Raw genomic sequence first — 19,856 nt, forward strand, 5'->3', positions numbered from 1 at the left:
TTTCGAGCCGCTTCGCGCGGTTCACCCCGAGGTTACCACCAGATGAGCGTCAAACGTCAGATGTATTTAGCGCATACGCGGCGCGGGCGGTCTCCCCCGAGAGCCTCGCCCACTCCGCATCACTCGCCGCCACGCGCAGCGCATCGAGCGCACGCGCGACCGGCACGCCGAAGCCGGCCTCCCCCGACACGGGCCAGTCGCTGCCGAACATCGCCCTCTCCGCACCGAAGGCATCGAGCGCGACCCGGTCGAAGACCCCTGCGACCTCGGCGAACGCGTCGCCCGCCTCGGCGGGGATCCCGGAGCACTTCACGAACACGTTCGGCAGGGCCGCGAGTCCCTCAATGCCGCGCCGCCACGCGGATCCCTGCGCGCTCGACAGTCCCTCGAGCACCGGGGGCTTGCCCAGGTGGTCAAGCACGATGCGCGTCTCGGGCGCGCGGGACGACGCCCGGACGAGGGCCTCGAGCTGGTGCCAGCGCACGCACGCGTCGACGGCGAGCCCGCGGGATCCGATCTCGCGGAGGTCCGAGGCGAACTCCTCCGAGGCGATGATGTCGGCGGGGCCGTTCTGCAGCGAGGGGCGCACGCCCACGAGCAGCCGCGCGCCCGTCAGCTCGTCGAGCTGCTGTGCGATGTCGCCGCGCGCCATCTCGACGTGCGCCACGATGCCGCGAAGGCCCGGCCAGTCGAGGCCGGCGACCCAGTCGGCCTCGGCGCGCGCGAAGGCCGGGATGGCGTCCGTCTCGACGAAGATCCACTCGCTGATCCGGCCGCCGGCCGTGTCGATGTTGCCCGGCAGGAAGGCGCGGTTGAGCGCCGGCACCTCCTCGAGCCAGGGATGCGGGATCTGCTCCGGATCCCACACGTGCACGTGGGAGTCGAGAATCGTCATGCCTTGGCCCCTCTCAGCCATGCCTCCACGCCGGCGACGTGGGCGACGGTCAGCGCGTGCGCGAGCTTCGCGTCGCGGTCCCGCAGGGCGCGGGCGATCGCGCGGTGCTCGTCGATGGTGCGCTCGACGGCGCCCGCCTCGGTCGCCCCGCGCCAGATCCGGGCCCGCACCGTCGGCCCCGACATGGACTCGAGCAGCCCCGCGAGATAGGCGTTGCCCGTCGACGTGGCGATGCGGTTGTGGAACTCGAGATCGTGGGCGACGAGCGCGTCGATGTCGGGATCCGCCGGCACGGCGTCGATCATGGCGTCGAGCTCGGCGAGCTGCTCGTCGCTCGCGGCGAGCGCCGCCCGTTCCGTGGCGGCGGGCTCGAGGATCCGGCGCACCGCGAAGATCTCGAGCACCGAGTCGTCCCGGTGCAGATCGACGACGAAGCTCATCGCCTCGAGCAGCAGGTTCGGTTCGAGGCTGGTGACGTAGGTTCCGTCGCCGCGGCGCACGTCGAGAACGCGGATCATCTCGAGCGCCTTCACGGCCTCGCGCAGCGAGCTGCGGGACAGCCCCAGTTCGTCGCTGAGCTCCTTCTCCGGGGGGAGCCGGTCGCCGGGGGCGAGCCGGCCCTTCACGATCATGTCCTTGATGCCCGCGATCGCCTGATCTGTCACCGCCATGGGGCGAGTCTAGCCAGAGATCGGATGTCTGGACACGGCGTTTTCCGCGAGAGCGCGGAGGGCTCGATTTCTCCTCACGGAAAAGTCTCGCTATTCTCGTACGCCTAATGTCCTCTTGTCGAACTGTCGACAATCGACGCGCAAGGGATCTTGCGGACGATACGAAACGGGAGATGGTCATGAGCCATTCCAGCCGGCCCACGAAGAACCGCACGGCGCGAGCGCCGAAACCGCGCACGCCTCGCCGCCTGCGCGTCGACGACGTGCTCGTCGTGAAGCGCTCGCGCATCCGGAGCGCCATCTCGGGCACCGTCGTGGGCAACTTCATGGAGTGGTTCGACTTCGGCATCTACGGCTACCTGGCCGTGACGATGACCGCGGTGTTCACCGAGGGGCTCCCCCGCGAGGCGGGCCTGCTGGTGACGCTGCTGGGCTTCGCGGTGTCCTTCCTCGTCCGACCCCTGGGCGGCATCGTGCTCGGCCCCCTCGGCGACCGGATCGGCCGCCAGAAGGTGCTCTTCTTCACGATGGCGATGATGGCCGCCGCGACCGCCCTCATCGGCGTGCTCCCCACCGCCGCGCAGATCGGCCTGTGGGCGATCGTTCCGCTGTACCTGCTGAAGATGATCCAGGGCTTCTCGACCGGTGGCGAGTACGCCGGGGCGGCGACCTACGTCGCCGAGTTCTCCTCCGACCGGCGCCGAGGCTTCTGGTCGTCGCTGCTCGACCTCGGATCCTACGTCGGCTTCGCCGCCGGAGCGGCGACAGTCGCCGTGACCACTCTGATCACAGAGTCGATCTCCGGCCCCGGCGCGATGCTCGACTACGGCTGGCGCATTCCGTTCCTCCTGGCCCTGCCGCTCGGCATCGTCGCGATCTGGTTCCGCCTGCGCATCCCCGAGACCCCCGCGTACGAGCTCGCGGAGGGCGCGGGCGAGACGCAGGCCCGCGACGACGCGGATCCGCTGGCCCGCCACGGCATCGTCGGCATCGCCCGCCACTACTGGCGCCAGATCCTCATCGCCATGGCGATCGTCGCCGCCACGAACACGTCGAGCTATGCCCTGACGAGCTACATGCCCGCCTACCTCGAGAACACGGTCGGGGCGAGCAACCTCATGGCCGCGATGGCGACGGTGCCCGTACTGCTCGTTCTCGCCGTCTGCATCCCGCTCGTCGGGCGCCTCTCCGACCGCGTGGGCCGGAAACCCGTCTATCTCGCGGCCTCGGTCGCGACGCTTGTGATCATGGTGCCCGCCTTCGCGATCATGCAGATCGGCCAGGAGTGGGCCATCTTCATCGCTCTCGCCCTGAACGCCATCCCGCTGGCCCTGTGGGTGGGCCCGTCGGCATCGGCGCTGCCGGCGCTCTTCCCCACCGCCTCGCGCTTCGGCGCGATGGCGATCGCCTACAACCTCTCGGTGTCGCTGTTCGGCGGCACGACCCCGCTGTTCAGCGAGTGGCTGATCCAGCTCACGGGCAACGCCTTCATGCCCGCGTTCTACGTGATGTTCTTCGGCGTCATCGGCGGGCTCGCGTGCCTCGGCATGCGCGAGTCGGCGGGGCGGCCGCTCGTCGGATCGATGCCGAGCGTCGAGTCTAAGGAGGAGGCGGTCGTGCTCGTCGAAGGCCAGGACGACAACCCGCTCTTGGACACCAGCACCATGCCGCTGGACCTCGTGCCCGCCGGCTCCGCGAGCGAGGGCGAGCTCGCGAGGGCTTAGGGTCGCGCGAAGCGGGCTCGGTTAGCGTGGATGTCATGAGCGAATACCAGGTCACCGAACTCGGCAGCATCGACAGCTGGAGCGGCAAGAACTTCATCCAGGGCGAGATCGGGGCAGATACGGTCGGCCTCTCGATCAACGCGACCGAGCCGGGCGACGGGTCCCCCTTCTGGCACTCGCACGCCGAGACCGAGGAGATCTACATCGTGCTCGACGGCGAGGGCGAGATCGTTGTGAATGAAGATACTGTCGCGCTGACGGCCGGCACCGTCGTCCGCGTCGCGCCGAACAGCAAGCTCGCGCTGCACGCGCTGCCGAGTAGCACGACGGCCCTCAAGTGGATCTGCATCCGTTCGGGCGCGAACACGATCGCCGCCATCGGCAACGACACGACCCTCGACCAGGAGACGCCGTTCCCCTGGGCCGCGTAAGACGCGCATTCGTGGTGGGCGCGGATTCATTCCGCACCCACCACGAATGACGGTGGCGTCTCAGTCCACTCGGAAGGTCGCCCCGTAGCGGAAGGTTCCCGGGAGAAGGCGCGCGGACGGCAACGGGCCGGGACCGCAGGATCCGGATCCGAGGCCCGACTGGCCCGCGTCGAGATTGAGCCACACGTTGCTCGATCTCGCGAGGTCATAGGGATGTTGCGCAGCGTCAAGGTCCTCGGTCGCCCAACGACGCACCGTGAAATCGAACGTAGAATGCGCGTCAATCTGGATGGATCGGTTGCCGCCAGCAAGAGTCACTCGACGGGCCGCCATACGGTTGCCGTTCTCCTGCGGCATGAGGTAAGGCGTCTGCATGTCGTCGATGGTTCTATGCCATACACCGAAGCGTGCAGCCGAGTGACTATCGCTGTATGCCTCACCCGGTCCAGGACCGTACCACTCGACATCGGAGAACGACGCCGGTAGTGCCATGCGCACGCCGAAGCGCGGCAGTGGCACATCCCAGTCACCGATAGGGTTTGCCTCGATCACCACGCTCAAGGCGTCAGCGGAGGCCGTCCAGCGCGTACGCGTCGCATAGCCCAGATCGGAGCCGGCGAAGCCCAGTCGTCCTTCGACCGTGATCGCCTCATCATCAGCGACGACCGATCGCACAGCGTGGTGCGGCCTGTCTAGGCCGATCTCACGCCAGCGCGGCTCGTTCGGCTCCCAGGAGAAAGCACGATCGTTGTCGATCACGGCTCGCCAGGTGTCGAACGTCGGGGACGTCACAGGGATGCCGCTGAGCGAGCGCAGAGCACCATCGCGACCGAAGCGTGCAGGCCCCAGCAGGATCTCGTCGGCCTCTGTACTCGGCCTCGCCCCGGTGGCAGGCGCGAGCGGCTCTGCCTCCGCAACCACGAACTGGTCCCATGCGACCTCGTGCCCAGCCTCGGCCCACGGGGAATCGGCCGCAAGAACCGCTCGTAGAGTCAGCACGCGCTCCCCGGGCCCCTCGGGAAGGTCCGGCAGCGTGAGGAGCGCGGACTCGCCTGCGAGCACAGTGCCGAAGTCGATGAGCCCGCCGCCGACTGCAGCGCCGTCGGCGAGGAGCTCCCACTCGAGGCGCAGGTACGAAAGGTCACGGTGATCGTGCTTGTTGCAGATCCGATAACCGGCGGTGGTGTGCACGAACGATACAGGCTGGAAGACCTTCTTCAGTTCGTGCAGCGCGGGGCTGGGAGTTCCATCAGGGAAGACGATCCCATCGGCGATGAAGTTTCCATCGTGCCGTACTTCGCCGAAGTCTCCTCCGTAGGCGAAGTACTCCTCACCGTTTTCGCGCCGCTGACGCAGGCCGTGATCGAACCACTCCCAGGTGAAACCGCCCGCGAGCCGCGGGTACCGTTCGAAGATCTCCTGGTACTCAGCCAGACCACCGGGACCATTCCCCATGGAGTGCGCATACTCGCACAGAATGAAGGGCATGTTGCGCCGACGAGCATCGAGATCCGCGTCGGGAAATGGAGCCTCTTGCCCCTGACCGATCATCTCCAGCTCACGGTGCGTCGAGTACATACGACTGTAGATGTCGACGTACTGACACGACCAGTCCCGTTCGTAGTGCAGCAGACGCGAGGGATCACGTCGCTTCGCCCATTGCGCCATCGCACCCAGGTTGTCGCCCGTGCCGCACTCGTTTCCGAGCGACCAGATGATGACGCTGGGACGATTCTTGTCGCGTTCAACCAGCCGCTGCATGCGGTCGACGAGTGCCCTCTCCCACCGCGGATCCTCGGTCGGGTTACCCGGGAGCTTATGGAACCAATCGACAGGGAAGAAGCCGTGCGTCTCGAAATCGCACTCGTCGATGACCCATAGGCCCAGCTCGTCGCATAGCTCGAGGAAGCGCGCCGACGGTGGATAGTGACTTGTGCGGACCGCGTTGATGTTGTGGCGCTTCATCATGACGATGTCGGAGCGCATTCGCTCCTCGCTGACGACGCGGCCTGTATCGGGGTCGTAGTCGTGGCGATTCGTACCGCGGAACAGCACTGGGGCGCCGTTGACACGGATCTCCGAGTTGACCACCTCGACGCGGCGGAAGCCGATGCGCAGCTCGACACTCTCGCCGCTCGAAACGAGACGGCCGGAGTAGAGGCGAGGGTTCTCGGCCGACCACGGTTCGACGGCCACTCGAACGGTCTCTCCTGCAGCGATATCGATGGCGAGCTCCGGCACGATGACACGTGACGAAATGGACGCGTCGACTCGCAGAATCCCCTCCCCATTGACCGCGTCAAAGTCGGCATGCACGAAGTGATCATCGATCGCCCCGTCGGGGCGCCCCAACAGCGTGACGCTACGGAAGATACCCGACAGCCACCACATGTCCTGATCCTCGAGATAGCTACCCGAAGACCACTGATGAACGCGCACTGCGAGCAGATTCTCCTCGCCGCGCCGGATAAGATCCGTCACATCGAACTCATGCCGCAGGCGGCTTCCCGATGCAATCCCGACCTCGGTGCCATTCACCCAGATGCGCCCGATCGAATCGATGCCGTCGAAGCGCAGGAGAATTCGCTCGGTATCCCACTCTGACGGAACGATGAACGCGCGACGATAGTCACCGGTAGGGTTCTCCGTTGGTACATATGGGGGATCGACGGGGAACGGATACACACGGTTCGTGTACTCCGGCCTACCGAACCCGTTCAACTGCCAGTGAGCGGGAACGGGGATCTCACTCCATGCCTCGTCTAGTGCCTCGCCCTGGACGAAATCGAGAGGCGCATCGGCCGTGAGCGAGTAACGGAAATCCCACGATCCATCGAGACTCAGCTCGGGAGCGTCCGAGCGCGCGTGCGCGCGTGGAGCGAGCCCGCCCCGTGACGGGAACAACTCCTCGTAGTAGGCGAACGGGCGATCCATCGGCACGAGGCCGTCGATGATTGACCGCTCCCGGTCGCCGGCCGCGAGGTCCTTCGCGACACGATCGTTCATGGCACTGAGGCTGTTCATTCTTTGACGCTTCCCGTCGTGAGGCCCGAGGTCCAGTATTTCTGCAGGTAGAGGAAGATGACGACGAGCGGCAGTATCGAGACGAGCGATCCGGTGATCACCGTCGAGAACTGCGCGGACGCGCCGCCGCCGGCTTCGCTCGCCGCCTGCAGCTGGGCGAGTCCCAAGGTCAGCGGGAAGAGATTCGGATCCGTGAGCATGATGAGTGGTAGGAAGTAGTTGTTCCAGGTGTGCACCACCGCGAACAGCAGCACCGTCACGATGCCGGGCACCATGATCTTCAGCGCGATCTGCCAGAAGATTCGGAACTCACCCGCCCCGTCAAGACGCGCAGCCTCAATCAGCGTGTCCGGGATGGATTCTTCCGCATAGACGCGCATCAGATACACGCCGAATGGACTGACAAGCGAGGGAAGGATGATTGCCCACACCGTATTCGTCAATCCGGCTCCCGCGAAGAGTAGGTATGTAGGGATCGCGAGTGCCGTTGTGGGAATCATGATCGCTCCGAGCACGACAGCGAAAAGGAACTTCTTCGCCGGAAAGTCGTACTTAGCGAATGCATACCCGGCGGCTGCCGAGAGAAGCGCGGATCCGAGGCCCGCCACGATCGCATATAGCGCCGTGTTCGAAATCCAGCGCAGGAAGACTCCGTCACGTGTGGTGAAGAGATCGACGAGGTTCGCCCAGAGGTGGAACTCGTCGTCGAACCAGAGACCAAAACTGGAGAAGAGGCCCGAGTTGTCCTTCGTCGACGAGATAAGGAGCCAGAACAGCGGCAGCAGGAAATATGCGGCACAGACCCAGATGACGATCGTCAGGATCGGGCTCCGCCCCTCTCCGGGAGGGAGATCGCGGCCGCGCTTCTTCGTCCGATATCTCTGATCCGGCGGTAGAACAGCGAGGCGGGTGCTAGATGTGGCGCTCATGCGCGCGCTCCCTTCTTCTCACGGCGTGCGGTCGACAGCTGGAACACGTATGAGACGACCATGATGACGATGCCGAGCAAGAACGCAACAGCGGCCGAGTAGTTCACTTCCTGGTTGGTGAAGGCCAAGTTGTACGCGTACAGATTCGGCGAGAACGAGGATCCGATCGCGTTGGGAGCGACTTCGTACAATAGCTTCGGCTCGCTGAACAGCTGAAAAGCGCCAATCACGGAGAAGATCGTGCACAGCACGATGGAGGAGCGGATCGCGGGGATCTTGATGCTCCAGGCGATGCGGAACTGGCCGGCACCGTCGATGCGCGCCGCTTCGTACTGATCGCCCGGGATCGAGCGCATGGCCGAGTACATGATGACCATGTTGTAGCCGACAAACTGCCACGTGACGATGTTGACAATCGAGCCCAGGATGTTCTCCGCACCGAGGAGCTCGGGGGAGCCGAGTCCGATTGCTCGCATGAACTGGGCAATAGGGCCGAAGTTGTCGCCATAGAGGTAGCCCCACATGAGTGTCGCCACGACGCCGGGAACCGCATAGGGCACGAAGATCGCAAGACGCGCGAACTTCCCCCCGCGCACCCGCATGGAGTCCAGAGCGAGCGCGAAGAGCAGCGCAAGTAGGAGCATGATCGGTACCTGAATCACAAGAAACAGACACATGCGGACGACACCGCCGATGAAACGCTCATCGGTCAGTGCCCGGGCATAGTTGTCGAACCATGCGAAAGAGGCTCCGCCGATGAGCTGCTCGGTGAACAGGCTCAGATAGCCGGCATAGAACAACGGGAGGAGCAGCATAGTGGCGAAAAGAAGCATGAACGGCGCGATGAAGAGATACGCGGCCGCGTTCCGGCGACGCTTATCCCTTCGAGTCCTGCGCCCGAGAGCGGTCGTGCTCATCGGCGGTGCCTTTCTGAAGATAAGAGGAGGGGAGCAGGAGCGGGGCGCTTCGACGGCCCGCCCCGCTGCATCACTCAGTGACGACGGTGAAGCCCTGCGACTCGCCGTACTCAACGAGCTCGGTCTTCCATTCCTCGAGCGCGGCGCGAAGGTCACCCTTCTCGGTGATTGCTGCCCCGAGCGTCTCCTTGAAGCTCGAGCTGGCAAAGTCGTTGTACGGCAACCACTGCCAGTCCGCAGCCACGGTCTCCGAGATGTCCGCAAAAACTCCGTTGACCTTCTGGCCGTTGTAAAAGTCGAGTTCCTGGTCGCGAACGTCTGACGAGTCCAGCGTGGCCTTGAGCGAGGGGAAGATGAACTGTTCCGTCGCGAGGGTGCCCGTCGACTTCTGATCCGTTGTGAGGAACTTCACGAATTCCGCGGCCACGATCTTGGCATCAGAATCCGAGGTGACCGCTACGGCGGATCCGCCCTGGTTACCGGACGCCGGTGCCGAAGCGTCCCACTGCGGCATCGGCGATGCCTGCCATAGACCGGCCGTGTCCGCGGCGGTTCCCTGGAGGAAGGTCGGCCCCCATGCAGCGGCGAGCCAGCTAGCGTACTTGCCCGATGCGACCGACTGGTACCAGTTATCGTCGAGCTGTGGAGCAGTGTCAACAAGATCGCGCCGGATCAAGTTGTCCCAATAGTCGATGACGTCCGTGACCTTCTCGGACTCGAGGTCGATAGTCACGGTCTTGTCGCCGTCGAACTGGAACGGTCGCGCACCGTTCTGCCAGAGGAGCGCGAGAATCGGGGAGAAGCTATTACCAGGCAGATCCGAGATATACGCTCCGGTCTCGTCCTTGATCTTCTGGGCGGCCTCAGCGTACTCATCCCAAGTATCGGGTACCTCGACGCCGGCCTTCTCGAAGATGTCGGTCCGATAAAGCTGCCCGGTCGGACCGAGGTCCTGCGGCAAGCCCCAGACACCGTCATTCATCGCGACGGATGTCCACGCGCTGTCAACGAACTGATCGGACAGGTCGGCCACGCCGTAAGGCCTGAGATCCAGCACGCTATCCGTGAGGACGAACGACGGCAGGAACGAATACTCGATCTGCACCACATCGGGCACATCCCCAGACTTCGTCGCGGCGCGGAGCTTCTGGTATTGAGCCGTCGCGCCGCCCTGGTTCGAGAGCTTCACTGTGATATTCGGGTGCAGATCCTCGAACATGTCGATCTGATTCTGAATGTCAGGTACCCACGACCAGAACTCGATCGTCGTCGGCGTATCCAGCGCCTTGTCGATATCGGCTTGGCTAACGGGCTCGACAGTCGTGTCTGTCGCCCCCGACGTCGACGGGGCTCCACAGCCCACCAGCATCATCGCTGAAGTTGCAGCCAGCGCTCCGAACGTCAGCACCGTGCCACGTCGCATTACGGTCATCTCTGTCCTCCTCATGGACCGGGCCCGATCCACCCTGTTGCGGGTTCGGGTACCGACGACAACGTCGGCGCTAGGAGACGTTATCACAACCAACGACCGAAACGTATGCTTTTTAAGCATTCGCGCTTTATTAACGCGTAAGAGGTTCGCCCTTCGCCGCCGCCATCACGTCGATCTCATCCAGGGCGCCCACCAAGATCGATCGCATCACGTCATGCGCCCCGTCGGGGTCGCGACGCTGTATCGCACCGGCGAGGTCCACATGCTTCTGCAGAGCAACGCCTGCCGGATGCTCAGGCCCGAGGCCATGCTCTTTTCGGCTCACGAGCACCTGACTAATCAGCCCGCCCATCCGCGAGAACATGGGGTTTCCGGACAGCTCGAGAATATGCGCGTGGAACTCCACGTCGAGTTCAAGGAACTTCGCATCGTCGCCGCGCTCGCCCGCCGCCCACAGGCGTCCAGATAGAGCAATGAGATCACTTACCTGCTCCGACGTAGCCCTCGTTGCCGCCAAACGCGCGGCCTCAGGTTCGATCGCGGCGCGAAGTTCAACCATCGAAGCAAGTTGGGCGGCACGATCCGGCGAAGCCAGCCGCCACCGAATGACCTGCGGATCATAGAGATTCCATACGGAAGCGGGCTGGACGATGACGCCCACACGACGACGCGACTCTACGAGGCACATCGATTCGAGAACCCGTACGGTCTCCCGCGCCACGGATCGTGAGACTTCACATTCGGCCTCGATCTCCTCAAGCGTCAGGCTCGCACCCTCGTCAATCTCGCCCGAACAGATCATCTGCCCCAATCGGTCGAGAGCCCGAGAGTGCTGACTCGCCGCCAAACGTGGGGCGTCGCCGGTATTCATGGTCATAGGTTCACAATATCAATTACCCTTGTTTCAAAAAGCATACGTTATGCTCGTCGCTTGGAAATAATTACCTGCGGGTCATCGGCGATGATTCCGCGTCGAGGACGAGGACTCAATGAAGATCACGCGCATCGAGACGTTCCTGGTGCCACCGCGGTGGCTCTTTGTGCGAATCGAGACGGATGAGGGCGCTGTCGGCTGGGGTGAAGCATCACTCGAGGGACGCTCGGAGACTGTACGAACCGCTGTCGAGCAACTCGCCGAAGTGCTCCTGGGGCAGGACCCGTTGCGCATCCAAGACCACTGGCAGGTCATGATGAAGGGCTCGTTCTATCGCGGCGGCCCCGTACTGTCGAGCGCGGTATCCGGCCTGGATCAGGCCCTCTGGGATATTGCAGGAAAGATCGCCGGCCTCCCAGTGCACACCCTGCTGGGCGGGCCAGTCCGGGACCGGATCCGCATGTACGGCTGGGTCGGTGGCGATGAACCGAATGAGATTGCCGACGCGATCTCAGAGCGTCTCGAGCAGGGACTAACCGCCGTGAAGATGAACGCCTCCGGCCGCTTCGCGCGCATCGCCAACAATCGAGATATCGACGGAATCATCGGCCGCGTCGTTGCCGCCCGCGAGGTTCTCGGTGATACGGGGGATGTCGGAGTCGACTTCCATGGGCGCATCACCATGCCGAACGCGCGACGCATCATCCCCGAGCTTGAGCCTATGCGGCCAATGTTCGTTGAAGAGCCCACAACGCCCGAGAACAGCCACCTGCTCGGGCAGCTCACGCAGGGCACGTCGATCCCGATCGCAACGGGAGAGCGGCTCTACTCGCGGAACGAGTTCCTTCCGGTCCTGCAGGCGGGCATCAGCATCGCACAGCCGGACCTCTCTCACGCGGCGGGGATCTCCGAGGTCCACCGCATCGCGTCTCTCGCAGAGATCTTCGACGCGCAACTCGCGCCGCACTGTCCACTGGGCCCGATCGCCCTCGCGTCATGCCTGCAAATCGGCTTCGCCGTGCCGAACTACTTCATCCAGGAGCAGAGCATCGGCATCCACTACAACCAGGACGGAGAGGTGCTCGATTATCTCGCCGACACCACGGTGTTTGACATTCGCGACGGCTTCATCGAGCGTCTGCAAGCACCCGGTCTCGGTATCGACATCGACGAAGCAGCCGTCCGCAAGGCTGACGAGCGGGGCCATGCCTGGCGTGGCCCAGTGTGGCGTCACACAGACGGGAGCTTCGCAGAATGGTGACTTCGACAGAATTGTTCGCGCTCGTTGCGCGGGAACGCGTCATCCCGATCATCCGCAGCAACGAGCGCACCGTAGCGGTGCGCATCGGACGCGCGCTGATCGAAGCGGGCTTCGGCGCGCTTGAGATCTCGCTCACGAGCCCCGACGCGCTCGACGGGATCGCGGAGCTAGCTGCTCTCGGCACCGCTCAGATCGGTGCGGGCACGGTGCTCACCAGACAGGACGTCGCAAACGCGCAAGCGGCCGGCGCGAGTTTCCTGGTTACGCCGGCGGTAACCGAATCTCTCGCGGAATCGGTTGCGCGCGGGCTTCCCGTGCTCGCAGGCGCCCTGACCCCAACTGAGATTCTTGCGGCGTGGAGTGCCGGTGCGACGGCTGTGAAGCTCTTTCCCGCGGAGTTTGGCGGCCCAGCATACCTCAGTGCGCTTCGAGCACCGTTTCCGGATATTCCGCTCATTCCCGTCGGTGGGGTCACCGTCGAGTCGGCTCGTGACTACCTGCGTCGTGGCGCGCCCGCCGTCGGTGTAGGTTCACCACTGACGGGACGCGCCACCGACACGATCGATGAACAAGCGCTGTCCGATCGAGCCAACGCTTTCATGTCGCTTCGGGATCTATCATGAGCACCGATGTCGTCACCATCGGCGAGGCGATGATTGCGTTCCGTTCGCAGGGCCAGCTGAGCTTGTCAGCTCCCATGTCAGCGTCGCTCGCGGGTGCCGAGACGAACGTTGCCATCGGCCTCTCCCGCCTAGGGCACGCGAGCGCATGGGTCGGTGCGCTCGGTGTGGATCCCGCTGGCGAGCTGGCGGTACGCACGCTCCGCGCCGAGGGCGTCGACGTACGGAACGTGCGTCGCGATCCGTCCCGACCAACCGGTATCATGCTGGTCGATATGCCCGCAATGTTGCCGCCCGTCGTGACTTATCACCGCCGGGGTTCGGCCGGTTCGCATGTCTCGACGTCCGACATCGTCGCGGCGCCTCGCAGCGCTAGAATCTGGCACCTCACGGGCGTTACTCCCGCGCTGTCCTCGGAGGCGCATGCAGCGATTCAGGCTGCGATCGATACTGCACGGACCTATGGCGCACTCGTGTCGTTCGATGTGAACTATCGCGCAAAGCTCTGGGGTCGTGATTCCGCCGCGGAAGCACTCGCGCCACTCGCGCACCAGGCTGACATCGTCATTGCTTCGGAAGACGAACTAGAACTCGTCGCCGACGGCATCGATGAGAAGAGTCGCGTTGCCGCGCTGCTGGCGGGTGTTCCGTCCGAGGTCATCATCAAGCGCGGGAGCCGTGGTGCCGACCACATGAGTCTCAATGGCACCGTTTCCTGCCCCGCTTTCGCAGTGACGGAGGTGAACAGCATCGGCGCCGGCGACGCGTTCACCGCTGGCTACCTCTCGGGATTTCTCGACGGCGCGCCGATTCACGAACGACTCACACGAGGGGCGATGTGCGGAGCGCTCGCCGTCTCGGGCATCGGCGACTGGGAGCAGGCTCCGACACGAGCGCAGCTCACAACGCTGAGATCCCCCCGCGAGGAGGCGAGTCGCTGACATTCAACCGACCCGCGCGCTACGCTCGGCACGGCGAGCAATCAGCCGCAATCGAGACATGCCGGTGCCAACACCCCTGTGGGACCGCGGTCCGTCGATCGCGCAACGGACATGCTATGGCAGATACGGCGCCAGCGCGTCGCGCAGCGGATCCGCGAGCTGCGTCACGAAGGTGGCGGTGAGGTGATTGGCATCGCGATACACGAGGGTGTTGCCGATCACCGGCGGGCACCGGTCCGCGCAAAGATATCCGGTGATGTCGACGTAGCCCGCACGCGTAGTGGCCACGGCCGATTCGACGGCGGCGCGACCCACCGATTCCATCGCGCGCTCGGCGCTGACGGCGCATGCGTCGGCATCATCGACGTGCCTCACGAGACACGGGATGGGGCTCTCCCCGAGGTCCGGACTGTCGGCGAGAACGACGACGCGCGAAGAGTCGGGTATCGCCTGCACGGTCCGGGCGAGGCCGCTGCGCCACTGCTCCCCCGGGTCGGATCCGGGAGCGGTGTGTGCCCCCGCGAAGTTCGCGAGGATGACGAGCTCGGGCGGCTCGGCGGCGAGCTGATCCAGCACGGCCTCGCGCCACCGCGTGCACGCCCGGTCTCGCTCGGCGTCTCCGGGCTGAGCCTCGAGAGTCGAACGACACGAGCTCTTGGTCTGCGCCACGAGCTCGAAGCCCTCCCGCGCGGCGATCTCGGCGAGGGCGGGCTGCCACTGCGCGGCATGGGAGTCGCCGAAGAGCACGACACGCGGTCCGCCGATGTCTCCATATGAACAGGGCCTGGGCTCTGACACGAGGAAGCCCAATTGGCACCCTTCCGCATACATCGAGGGGTTGTCGTCGGGCGCCGCACGGAGGCTCGGGTGCATGCCCGCCGGCACATAGCCGGTCGATGAGGGCGGCGAGGTGAGCGCGCCATCGGTCGCCGCGCGCGCCGAAGCGATCGGGATCCCCGCGACGACGGCGGATCCCGCGAGGCCCATCCCCGCGACGACAACCCCGGCCGTCAGCAGCGCGACGACACCGCGACCCGCCGGCGCCGCGCGACGGGGTGTGCGCCGCAGGGGCCCCTCGACGAATCGGTGCAGTGCCCAGGCGACGGGCACGGCAAGCCCTGCAAGGGCCAGGGTCGACCACAGCGGCAGCGACTCGTCGTGCCCCACCCGCGCCTGCGCGAGCTGCAGGAGCGGCCAGTGCACGAGGTACAGGCTGTATGAAACCAATCCGAGCCACTGCGCAGGTCGCAGGCGCAGCACGAGCCCGGCCCCGCCGCTCGGATCGCCCGATGCGACGAGGAGCGCAGCGGCCAATGTGGGCAGCACGGCGGCCGACCCCGGGTACACCGTCGCGTCGTCGTATGCGAGGTACGCGATGAGGATGCCGGCGAGGCCCACCCAGCTCGCCGCCGCGCGGATCCCCGCCGGTACACGCCCGAGCAGGGGCAGGGCCAGAGCGCACAGGGCCCCGACGGCGAACTGCCACGCTCGCGACCAGACCGGGAAGAAAGCCCAGGGCTGGTTGCGGCCCGTCTCGAACAGGCACCAGGCAAACGACGCCGCGGCCACGACGGCGAAGAGCACCGCGAGGGCCGCCCGCCGCCGCGCGAAGACGGCGGCGACGAGCGCGATCAGCACGGGCCAGACGAGATAGAACTGCTCCTCCACGCCGAGCGACCAGTAGTGCTGGTAGAGCGAGGGCGTGGCATCGGCGAGATAGTCGGTGCCCCGCGCCGCGAGCACCAGGTTCGGCACGTACAGGGCCGCCGCGGCCGCGTCCGTCAGCGACTGCGGCAGCGAGGTGGGCGCGAGGCACCACCAGCTCGCGATCGCCGTGAGCACGATCACGACGAGCGCGGCGGGCAGGAGCCGCCGCGCGCGGCGGCCGTAGAACGCGGCGAAGCGGATCCGCCCGTCGCGCTCGCGCGCGGCGAGCAGCTGGAGCGTGATCAGGAAGCCGGAGATCACGAAGAAGACGTCGACACCCGCGTAGCCGCCCTCGAGCGCCCCCACGCCGGCGTGCGCGAGCACGACCCCGGCGACCGCGACGGCGCGCAGCCCCTGGATGTCGTGGCGGAACTCGGTGCGCATGCGCGGCAGGGTAGCTGCCGCCGGGAAACGGCGCGTTAACCCGCCGACAGCCTGCGGAACCTGTCGACCTGGCGGTTTCGCCGGCTCGAGGATCCCTCGCCCTCGACGCGGCCGATCTGCAGGATCGCCCGGGCGAGCACCTCGTCGGGCTGCGTGCGCCGCGCGTGGTCGTCGGCGAGCATCTCGACGAGCGCCTCGACCTCGCCCTCCGCGCGCGCCGCCATGGGGAACCACGGCAGCGCCGAGCGCCACGCCTTGAACGACACGAGGAGCACCTCGTGGCGCTGCTCGACGTGTGCGCGCTCGTGGGCGATGACCGCATCGAGCTCGTCGGGGCCGAGCGAGTCGAAGAGGCCCTTCGAGAGGACCGTGACGGAGCCGATCCCGCGCGGGAGGCAATAGGCGACGGGCGCGTTGTCGTCGAGCACGAGGGTCGCCTTGCGCGTCGGGTCGGGCGAGCTCAACAGCAGCAGGAGCTGCAGGTGTCGGCGCCGCTGGCGCTCGAAGCGCACGACCGTGACGACGAGGTGGGCGATGAGGTAGAGCGCGAGCAGCGCCGCGGGGATCCCGGCGATCAGCGGGTGCTCGGGAATGAAGGCGTCGGCAAGCAGCCAGAGGGCGCCGATCATCGACAGCCCACCCGCGAGGGCGATGACCTGCCAGAGGATGAGCGCGCGGGCGGGCGCGCGGGCGGGCCACGCCGCGCGCGAGAGCACGATCGGCGCGGGCCAGGCGAGGAACACGGCCACGAGCGCCAACGCGACGGCGGAACTCAGGGCCGGAACGGTCATGATGTCAAGGTTACGCGGCGCGTGGCGGCGGAGATGGCCCCGAAATACGGATCCATTCGCGGCTCGGGTCCGCGAGAGGGGCCCATCTCCGCGGATCCGGCCCGGTCTACTTCGTGAGCAGCTCTCGCAGGTAGGCGGCTTCCTCGGGCGAGACGCCGCCGACGAAGCGGGCGAGCACGGCCGTGCGGTCGCCGGATCCGACGAGGACCTCGTGCATGAGCTCGGCCTGGTGCTCGGCGCGCGACGCGATCGCACGGTAGCGGTGCGGGCGCACCGACTTGTCGGGCGCGACGAGGCCCTTCTTCTCGAGCCGGGAGAGCACGGTCAGCACCGTCGTGGCCGCCATGTCGCGGCCGCGATCGGCCTCGATGGCGTCCTTGATGTCGTACGCGGTGAGCGCCTCATCGGCGTCCCACAGCACGTCCATGACGCTGCGTTCCAGGTCTCCGAGCTTGCCCAAGCGCTCCCCCTCGTGTGATGAATGAACGTCCATTCTACCGCGTGTCGAAGAAGAATCTACACATCGTCGAAATACTTCTACATCCTGTAGAAACTGTCGTATCCTGATCTCGACAACTTCTACACGAGGTAGAAAAGGAGCATCGAGTGGATCCCCTCGACATCGCACGGTGGCAGTTCGGCATCACGACCGTCTACCACTTCCTCATGGTTCCGCTCACCCTGGGCCTCGGCATGACCGTCGCGATCATGCACAGCATGTGGGTGAAGACGGGCCAGGACCGGTTCCTGCGCGCCACCAAGTTCTGGGGCAAGCTCTACCTGATCAACTTCATCGTCGGCGTCGCCACGGGTCTCGTGCAGGAGTTCCAGTTCGGCATGGCCTGGAGCGAGTACTCCCGCTTCGTCGGCGACGTGTTCGGCGCGCCGCTCGCGATGGAGGGCCTGCTCGCGTTCTTCGTCGAGTCGACGTTCCTCGGCGTGTGGATCTTCGGCTGGGGCCGGATCCGCAAGGGCCTGCACCTCGCCGCGCTGTGGTGCGCCGTGATCGGATCGTGGATCAGCGCGTACTTCATCATCGTCGCGAACTCGTGGATGCAGCACCCCGTCGGCGTCGAGATGGGCGACGACGGCCGCCCCGTGATGACCGATGTCTGGGCGGTGCTGACGAACAACACGGCGATCGCGGCCTACACGCACGCGATCTGCGGCGCGCTCGTCGTCTCGGGCATGTTCCTGCTCGGCATCAGCTGGTACCACCTGTGGCGCCGCCGCCACGACGGCGTCGACACGGTCGGCGCCGACGGCCGCGTCATCGTCGGCGACGGCACCGCGCAGGGTCTCGACAAGAAGGGCCGCGACAAGACCGACCACGGCCTGTGGATCTGGTCGCTGCGCTTCGGCGCCATCGTCGCGATCCTCGGCTTCGCCGGAACGGTCGTCACGGGCGACGTGCAGGGCAAGCTCATGTACGAACAGCAGCCGATGAAGATGGCCGCGGCGGAGGCCGCGTGCCACACCGGCGGATCCTTCTCCGTGCTCTCGATCGGCGACCCCGGCGGCGACTGCGACGACGTCACCCCGATCATCGAGATCCCCGGCGTGCTCGGCTTCCTCGGCACGGGCGAGTGGGGTGCGGACATGCCCGGCATCACCGACCTCGAGCCGCAGTACGTCGAGCAGTACGGCGCCACGCTGCCCGACAACCCGCTCTACGGCGAGCGCGCGGGCCAGACGATCGACTACGTGCCCACGATGTGGGTGACCTACTGGGGCTTCCGCCTCATGATCGGCCTCGGCGGCATCGTCGCGGGCGCCGCGGTGATCGCGCTGTGGCTGACCCGCAAGGGCACCGTGCCGCGGTCGCCGTGGATCATGCGGCTCGCGATCCTCGGCATCACCGCGCCGTTCGCGGCGAACATCGCGGGCTGGATCTTCACGGAGATGGGACGGCAGCCGTTCGTCGTCGCCCCGAACCCCGACCCGTCCGGGATCGACCAGGTGTTCATGTACACGGCCGCGGCGGTTTCGCCCGGCGTCACCGCCGGAGAGCTGCTGTTCTCGGTGATCGCGCTAACGCTCGTGTACGCCGTGATCCTCGTGTTCGAACTGTTCCTGCTCGTGAAGTACGTGCGCGGCGGCGCAGCGAGCGCGATGCCCGAGCTCGCGCAGCACGACGACGCCCACGACGACACCGACCGCGACGACGTTCTCGCCTTCGCGTACTAAGGAGAAGACGACATGGACATCCTCCCCGTCATCTGGTTCGTCGCGATCGGCGTGCTGTGGACCGGTTTCCTCGCGCTCGAGGGCTTCGACTTCGGCGTCGGCATGCGCGTGCTCTTCGGGACGAAGAGCGAGAAGGAGCGTCGCACGATGCTCAACACGATCGGCCCCGTGTGGGACGGCAACGAGGTGTGGCTGATCACGGCGGGCGCCGCGATCTTCGCCGCCTTCCCCGACTGGTACGCGTCGCTGTTCTCGGCGCTCTACGTGCCGCTGACGATCACCCTCATCGCGCTGATCGCCCGCGCCGTCGCGATCGAGTTCCGCGGCAAGGTGCACGATGCCCGCTGGACCCGCTTCTGGACGTGGTGCCTGGGCCTCGGCTCGGCCGTCAGCGCGTTCTGCATCGGCGCGGCGCTCGCGATCACCTCGACGGGCCTGCCGATCGACGCCAACGGCGACCGCGTGGGCGGACCGTTCGCGTGGCTGACCTTCCCCGCGATCCTCGGCGGCGTCGCGGTCGTGTGCTTCTCGATCGCGCACGGATCCGCCTTCCTGGCCCTCAAGACCGACGGTGCGATCCGCGAGCGCGCGGGCCGCTTCAGCGGCACCTGGGGCCCCGTGCTGCTCCTCCCCGCGGCCGCGTGGGCGCTGTGGGTGCAGTTCGCGCACGGCGGCGGATGGTGGCTGTCGTGGGCGCTCGTCGCGCTCGCCGTTGCGAGCGTCGTGCACGCCTGGTTCTACGCCCGCCGGCGCAAGGAGGGCATGGCCTTCGCGGGCTACATCGGGTTCATCGTCTTCGGCGCGGGCTCGATCTTCGCCGGCATGTTCCCGCAGGTGCTGCCGTCGACCCTCGACGACGCGTTCAGCCTGACGGTGACCAACGCCTCGAACAGCCCGTACACGCTGACGGTCATGACGGTCGTCGCCGCGATCGGCCTGCCGCTCGTGATCGCCTACCAGGCGTGGTCGTACTGGGTGTTCCGCGCGCGGCTCACGCCGGGGATGATCCCCGAACCGCACATCGTGGTTCCCGCCATCCTGCGCGCAAAATGAGCGCCCGTCGGGCAT

The 19,856-nt window shown here is 66.1% G+C and carries 17 protein-coding genes; 7 read left to right on the forward strand and 10 right to left on the reverse strand.

Annotated features, from left to right (window positions below):
• Positions 1-49: 49 nt before the first annotated feature.
• Both IEX05_RS12885 and IEX05_RS12890 read right to left on the reverse strand, forming a co-directional pair.
• Positions 50-895, reverse strand: coding sequence for an amidohydrolase family protein (locus tag IEX05_RS12885; protein ID WP_188702495.1), 846 nt, complete (start codon positions 893-895; stop codon positions 50-52).
• Positions 892-1,566, reverse strand: a complete 675-nt coding sequence (locus IEX05_RS12890; protein WP_188702497.1) for a FadR/GntR family transcriptional regulator — start codon at positions 1,564-1,566, stop codon at positions 892-894. The genes IEX05_RS12885 and IEX05_RS12890 overlap by 4 nt, the downstream gene beginning before the upstream one ends.
• A gap of 179 nt (positions 1,567-1,745) precedes the next feature.
• Between IEX05_RS12890 and IEX05_RS12895 the strand changes: the two genes are divergently transcribed.
• Together IEX05_RS12895 and IEX05_RS12900 are read left to right on the forward strand one after the other, a co-directional pair.
• The gene (locus tag IEX05_RS12895; RefSeq protein ID WP_188702499.1) at positions 1,746-3,290 is read left to right on the forward strand and encodes an MFS transporter; all 1,545 of its coding nucleotides are present in this window, start codon (positions 1,746-1,748) and stop codon (positions 3,288-3,290) included.
• A gap of 35 nt (positions 3,291-3,325) precedes the next feature.
• Positions 3,326-3,721: a cupin domain-containing protein gene (locus IEX05_RS12900; RefSeq protein WP_188702501.1), complete on the forward strand. Its 396-nt coding sequence runs from the start codon at positions 3,326-3,328 to the stop codon at positions 3,719-3,721.
• Positions 3,722-3,781: 60 nt separating this feature from the next.
• Here IEX05_RS12900 and IEX05_RS12905 read toward each other — a convergent pair whose 3' ends face one another.
• The 5 genes from IEX05_RS12905 to IEX05_RS12925 all read right to left on the reverse strand — a co-directional run bounded on the left by IEX05_RS12905 (position 3,782) and on the right by IEX05_RS12925 (position 10,900).
• Complete coding sequence (locus IEX05_RS12905) at positions 3,782-6,727, reverse strand: glycoside hydrolase family 2 TIM barrel-domain containing protein (RefSeq protein ID WP_229661306.1); 2,946 nt, start codon at positions 6,725-6,727, stop codon at positions 3,782-3,784.
• Between the two features lie 14 nt (positions 6,728-6,741).
• Positions 6,742-7,674 (reverse strand): carbohydrate ABC transporter permease, encoded by a 933-nt coding sequence (locus IEX05_RS12910; protein WP_188702504.1) that lies wholly within the window; start codon positions 7,672-7,674, stop codon positions 6,742-6,744.
• Positions 7,671-8,591, reverse strand: a complete 921-nt coding sequence (locus IEX05_RS12915) for a carbohydrate ABC transporter permease (RefSeq protein WP_188702506.1) — start codon at positions 8,589-8,591, stop codon at positions 7,671-7,673. The genes IEX05_RS12910 and IEX05_RS12915 overlap by 4 nt, the downstream gene beginning before the upstream one ends.
• A 70-nt stretch (positions 8,592-8,661) precedes the next feature.
• A complete protein-coding gene (locus IEX05_RS12920) occupies positions 8,662-10,014 on the reverse strand; it encodes an ABC transporter substrate-binding protein (protein ID WP_229661307.1) in 1,353 nt (450 codons plus the stop codon).
• 139 nt (positions 10,015-10,153) lie between these two features.
• Positions 10,154-10,900 (reverse strand): FadR/GntR family transcriptional regulator, encoded by a 747-nt coding sequence (locus tag IEX05_RS12925; RefSeq protein WP_229661308.1) that lies wholly within the window; start codon positions 10,898-10,900, stop codon positions 10,154-10,156.
• Positions 10,901-11,012: 112 nt separating this feature from the next.
• On the opposite strand from IEX05_RS12925, the gene dgoD reads away from it, so the two are divergent.
• Genes dgoD through IEX05_RS12940 form a run of 3 tightly spaced genes read left to right on the forward strand, consistent with a single transcriptional unit; the run spans position 11,013 to position 13,719 of the window.
• Positions 11,013-12,158, forward strand: a complete 1,146-nt coding sequence (gene dgoD, locus IEX05_RS12930; protein WP_188702510.1) for a galactonate dehydratase — start codon at positions 11,013-11,015, stop codon at positions 12,156-12,158.
• Positions 12,152-12,781 carry a bifunctional 4-hydroxy-2-oxoglutarate aldolase/2-dehydro-3-deoxy-phosphogluconate aldolase gene (locus tag IEX05_RS12935; protein ID WP_188702512.1) on the forward strand — a complete coding sequence of 210 codons (630 nt, stop codon included), beginning with the start codon at positions 12,152-12,154 and terminating at the stop codon, positions 12,779-12,781. Before dgoD ends, IEX05_RS12935 begins: the two co-directional genes overlap by 7 nt.
• On the forward strand, positions 12,778-13,719 hold the full coding sequence (locus IEX05_RS12940; protein ID WP_188702514.1) for a sugar kinase: 942 nt from the start codon (positions 12,778-12,780) through the stop codon (positions 13,717-13,719). Before IEX05_RS12935 ends, IEX05_RS12940 begins: the two co-directional genes overlap by 4 nt.
• A gap of 114 nt (positions 13,720-13,833) precedes the next feature.
• Here the strand turns inward: IEX05_RS12940 and IEX05_RS12945 are convergent, their stop codons facing one another.
• From IEX05_RS12945 to IEX05_RS12955, 3 genes are all read right to left on the reverse strand, one after another.
• Positions 13,834-15,810 carry an acyltransferase family protein gene (locus IEX05_RS12945; protein ID WP_188702515.1) on the reverse strand — a complete coding sequence of 659 codons (1,977 nt, stop codon included), beginning with the start codon at positions 15,808-15,810 and terminating at the stop codon, positions 13,834-13,836.
• Between the two features lie 35 nt (positions 15,811-15,845).
• Positions 15,846-16,601 carry a M56 family metallopeptidase gene (locus IEX05_RS12950; protein WP_188702518.1) on the reverse strand — a complete coding sequence of 252 codons (756 nt, stop codon included), beginning with the start codon at positions 16,599-16,601 and terminating at the stop codon, positions 15,846-15,848.
• Between the two features lie 106 nt (positions 16,602-16,707).
• Entirely contained in the window at positions 16,708-17,061 is a 354-nt protein-coding gene (locus tag IEX05_RS12955; RefSeq protein ID WP_188702519.1) for a BlaI/MecI/CopY family transcriptional regulator, read from the reverse strand.
• Positions 17,062-17,207: 146 nt separating this feature from the next.
• Between IEX05_RS12955 and IEX05_RS12960 the strand changes: the two genes are divergently transcribed.
• Positions 17,208-18,788 (forward strand): cytochrome ubiquinol oxidase subunit I, encoded by a 1,581-nt coding sequence (locus IEX05_RS12960; protein WP_188702521.1) that lies wholly within the window; start codon positions 17,208-17,210, stop codon positions 18,786-18,788.
• A gap of 12 nt (positions 18,789-18,800) precedes the next feature.
• Positions 18,801-19,841, forward strand: coding sequence for a cytochrome d ubiquinol oxidase subunit II (gene cydB, locus IEX05_RS12965; protein ID WP_188702523.1), 1,041 nt, complete (start codon positions 18,801-18,803; stop codon positions 19,839-19,841).
• Positions 19,842-19,856: the final 15 nt, after the last annotated feature.

The sequence above is a fragment of the Microbacterium nanhaiense genome, assembly GCF_014646015.1.
GTDB lineage: Bacteria > Actinomycetota > Actinomycetes > Actinomycetales > Microbacteriaceae > Microbacterium > Microbacterium nanhaiense.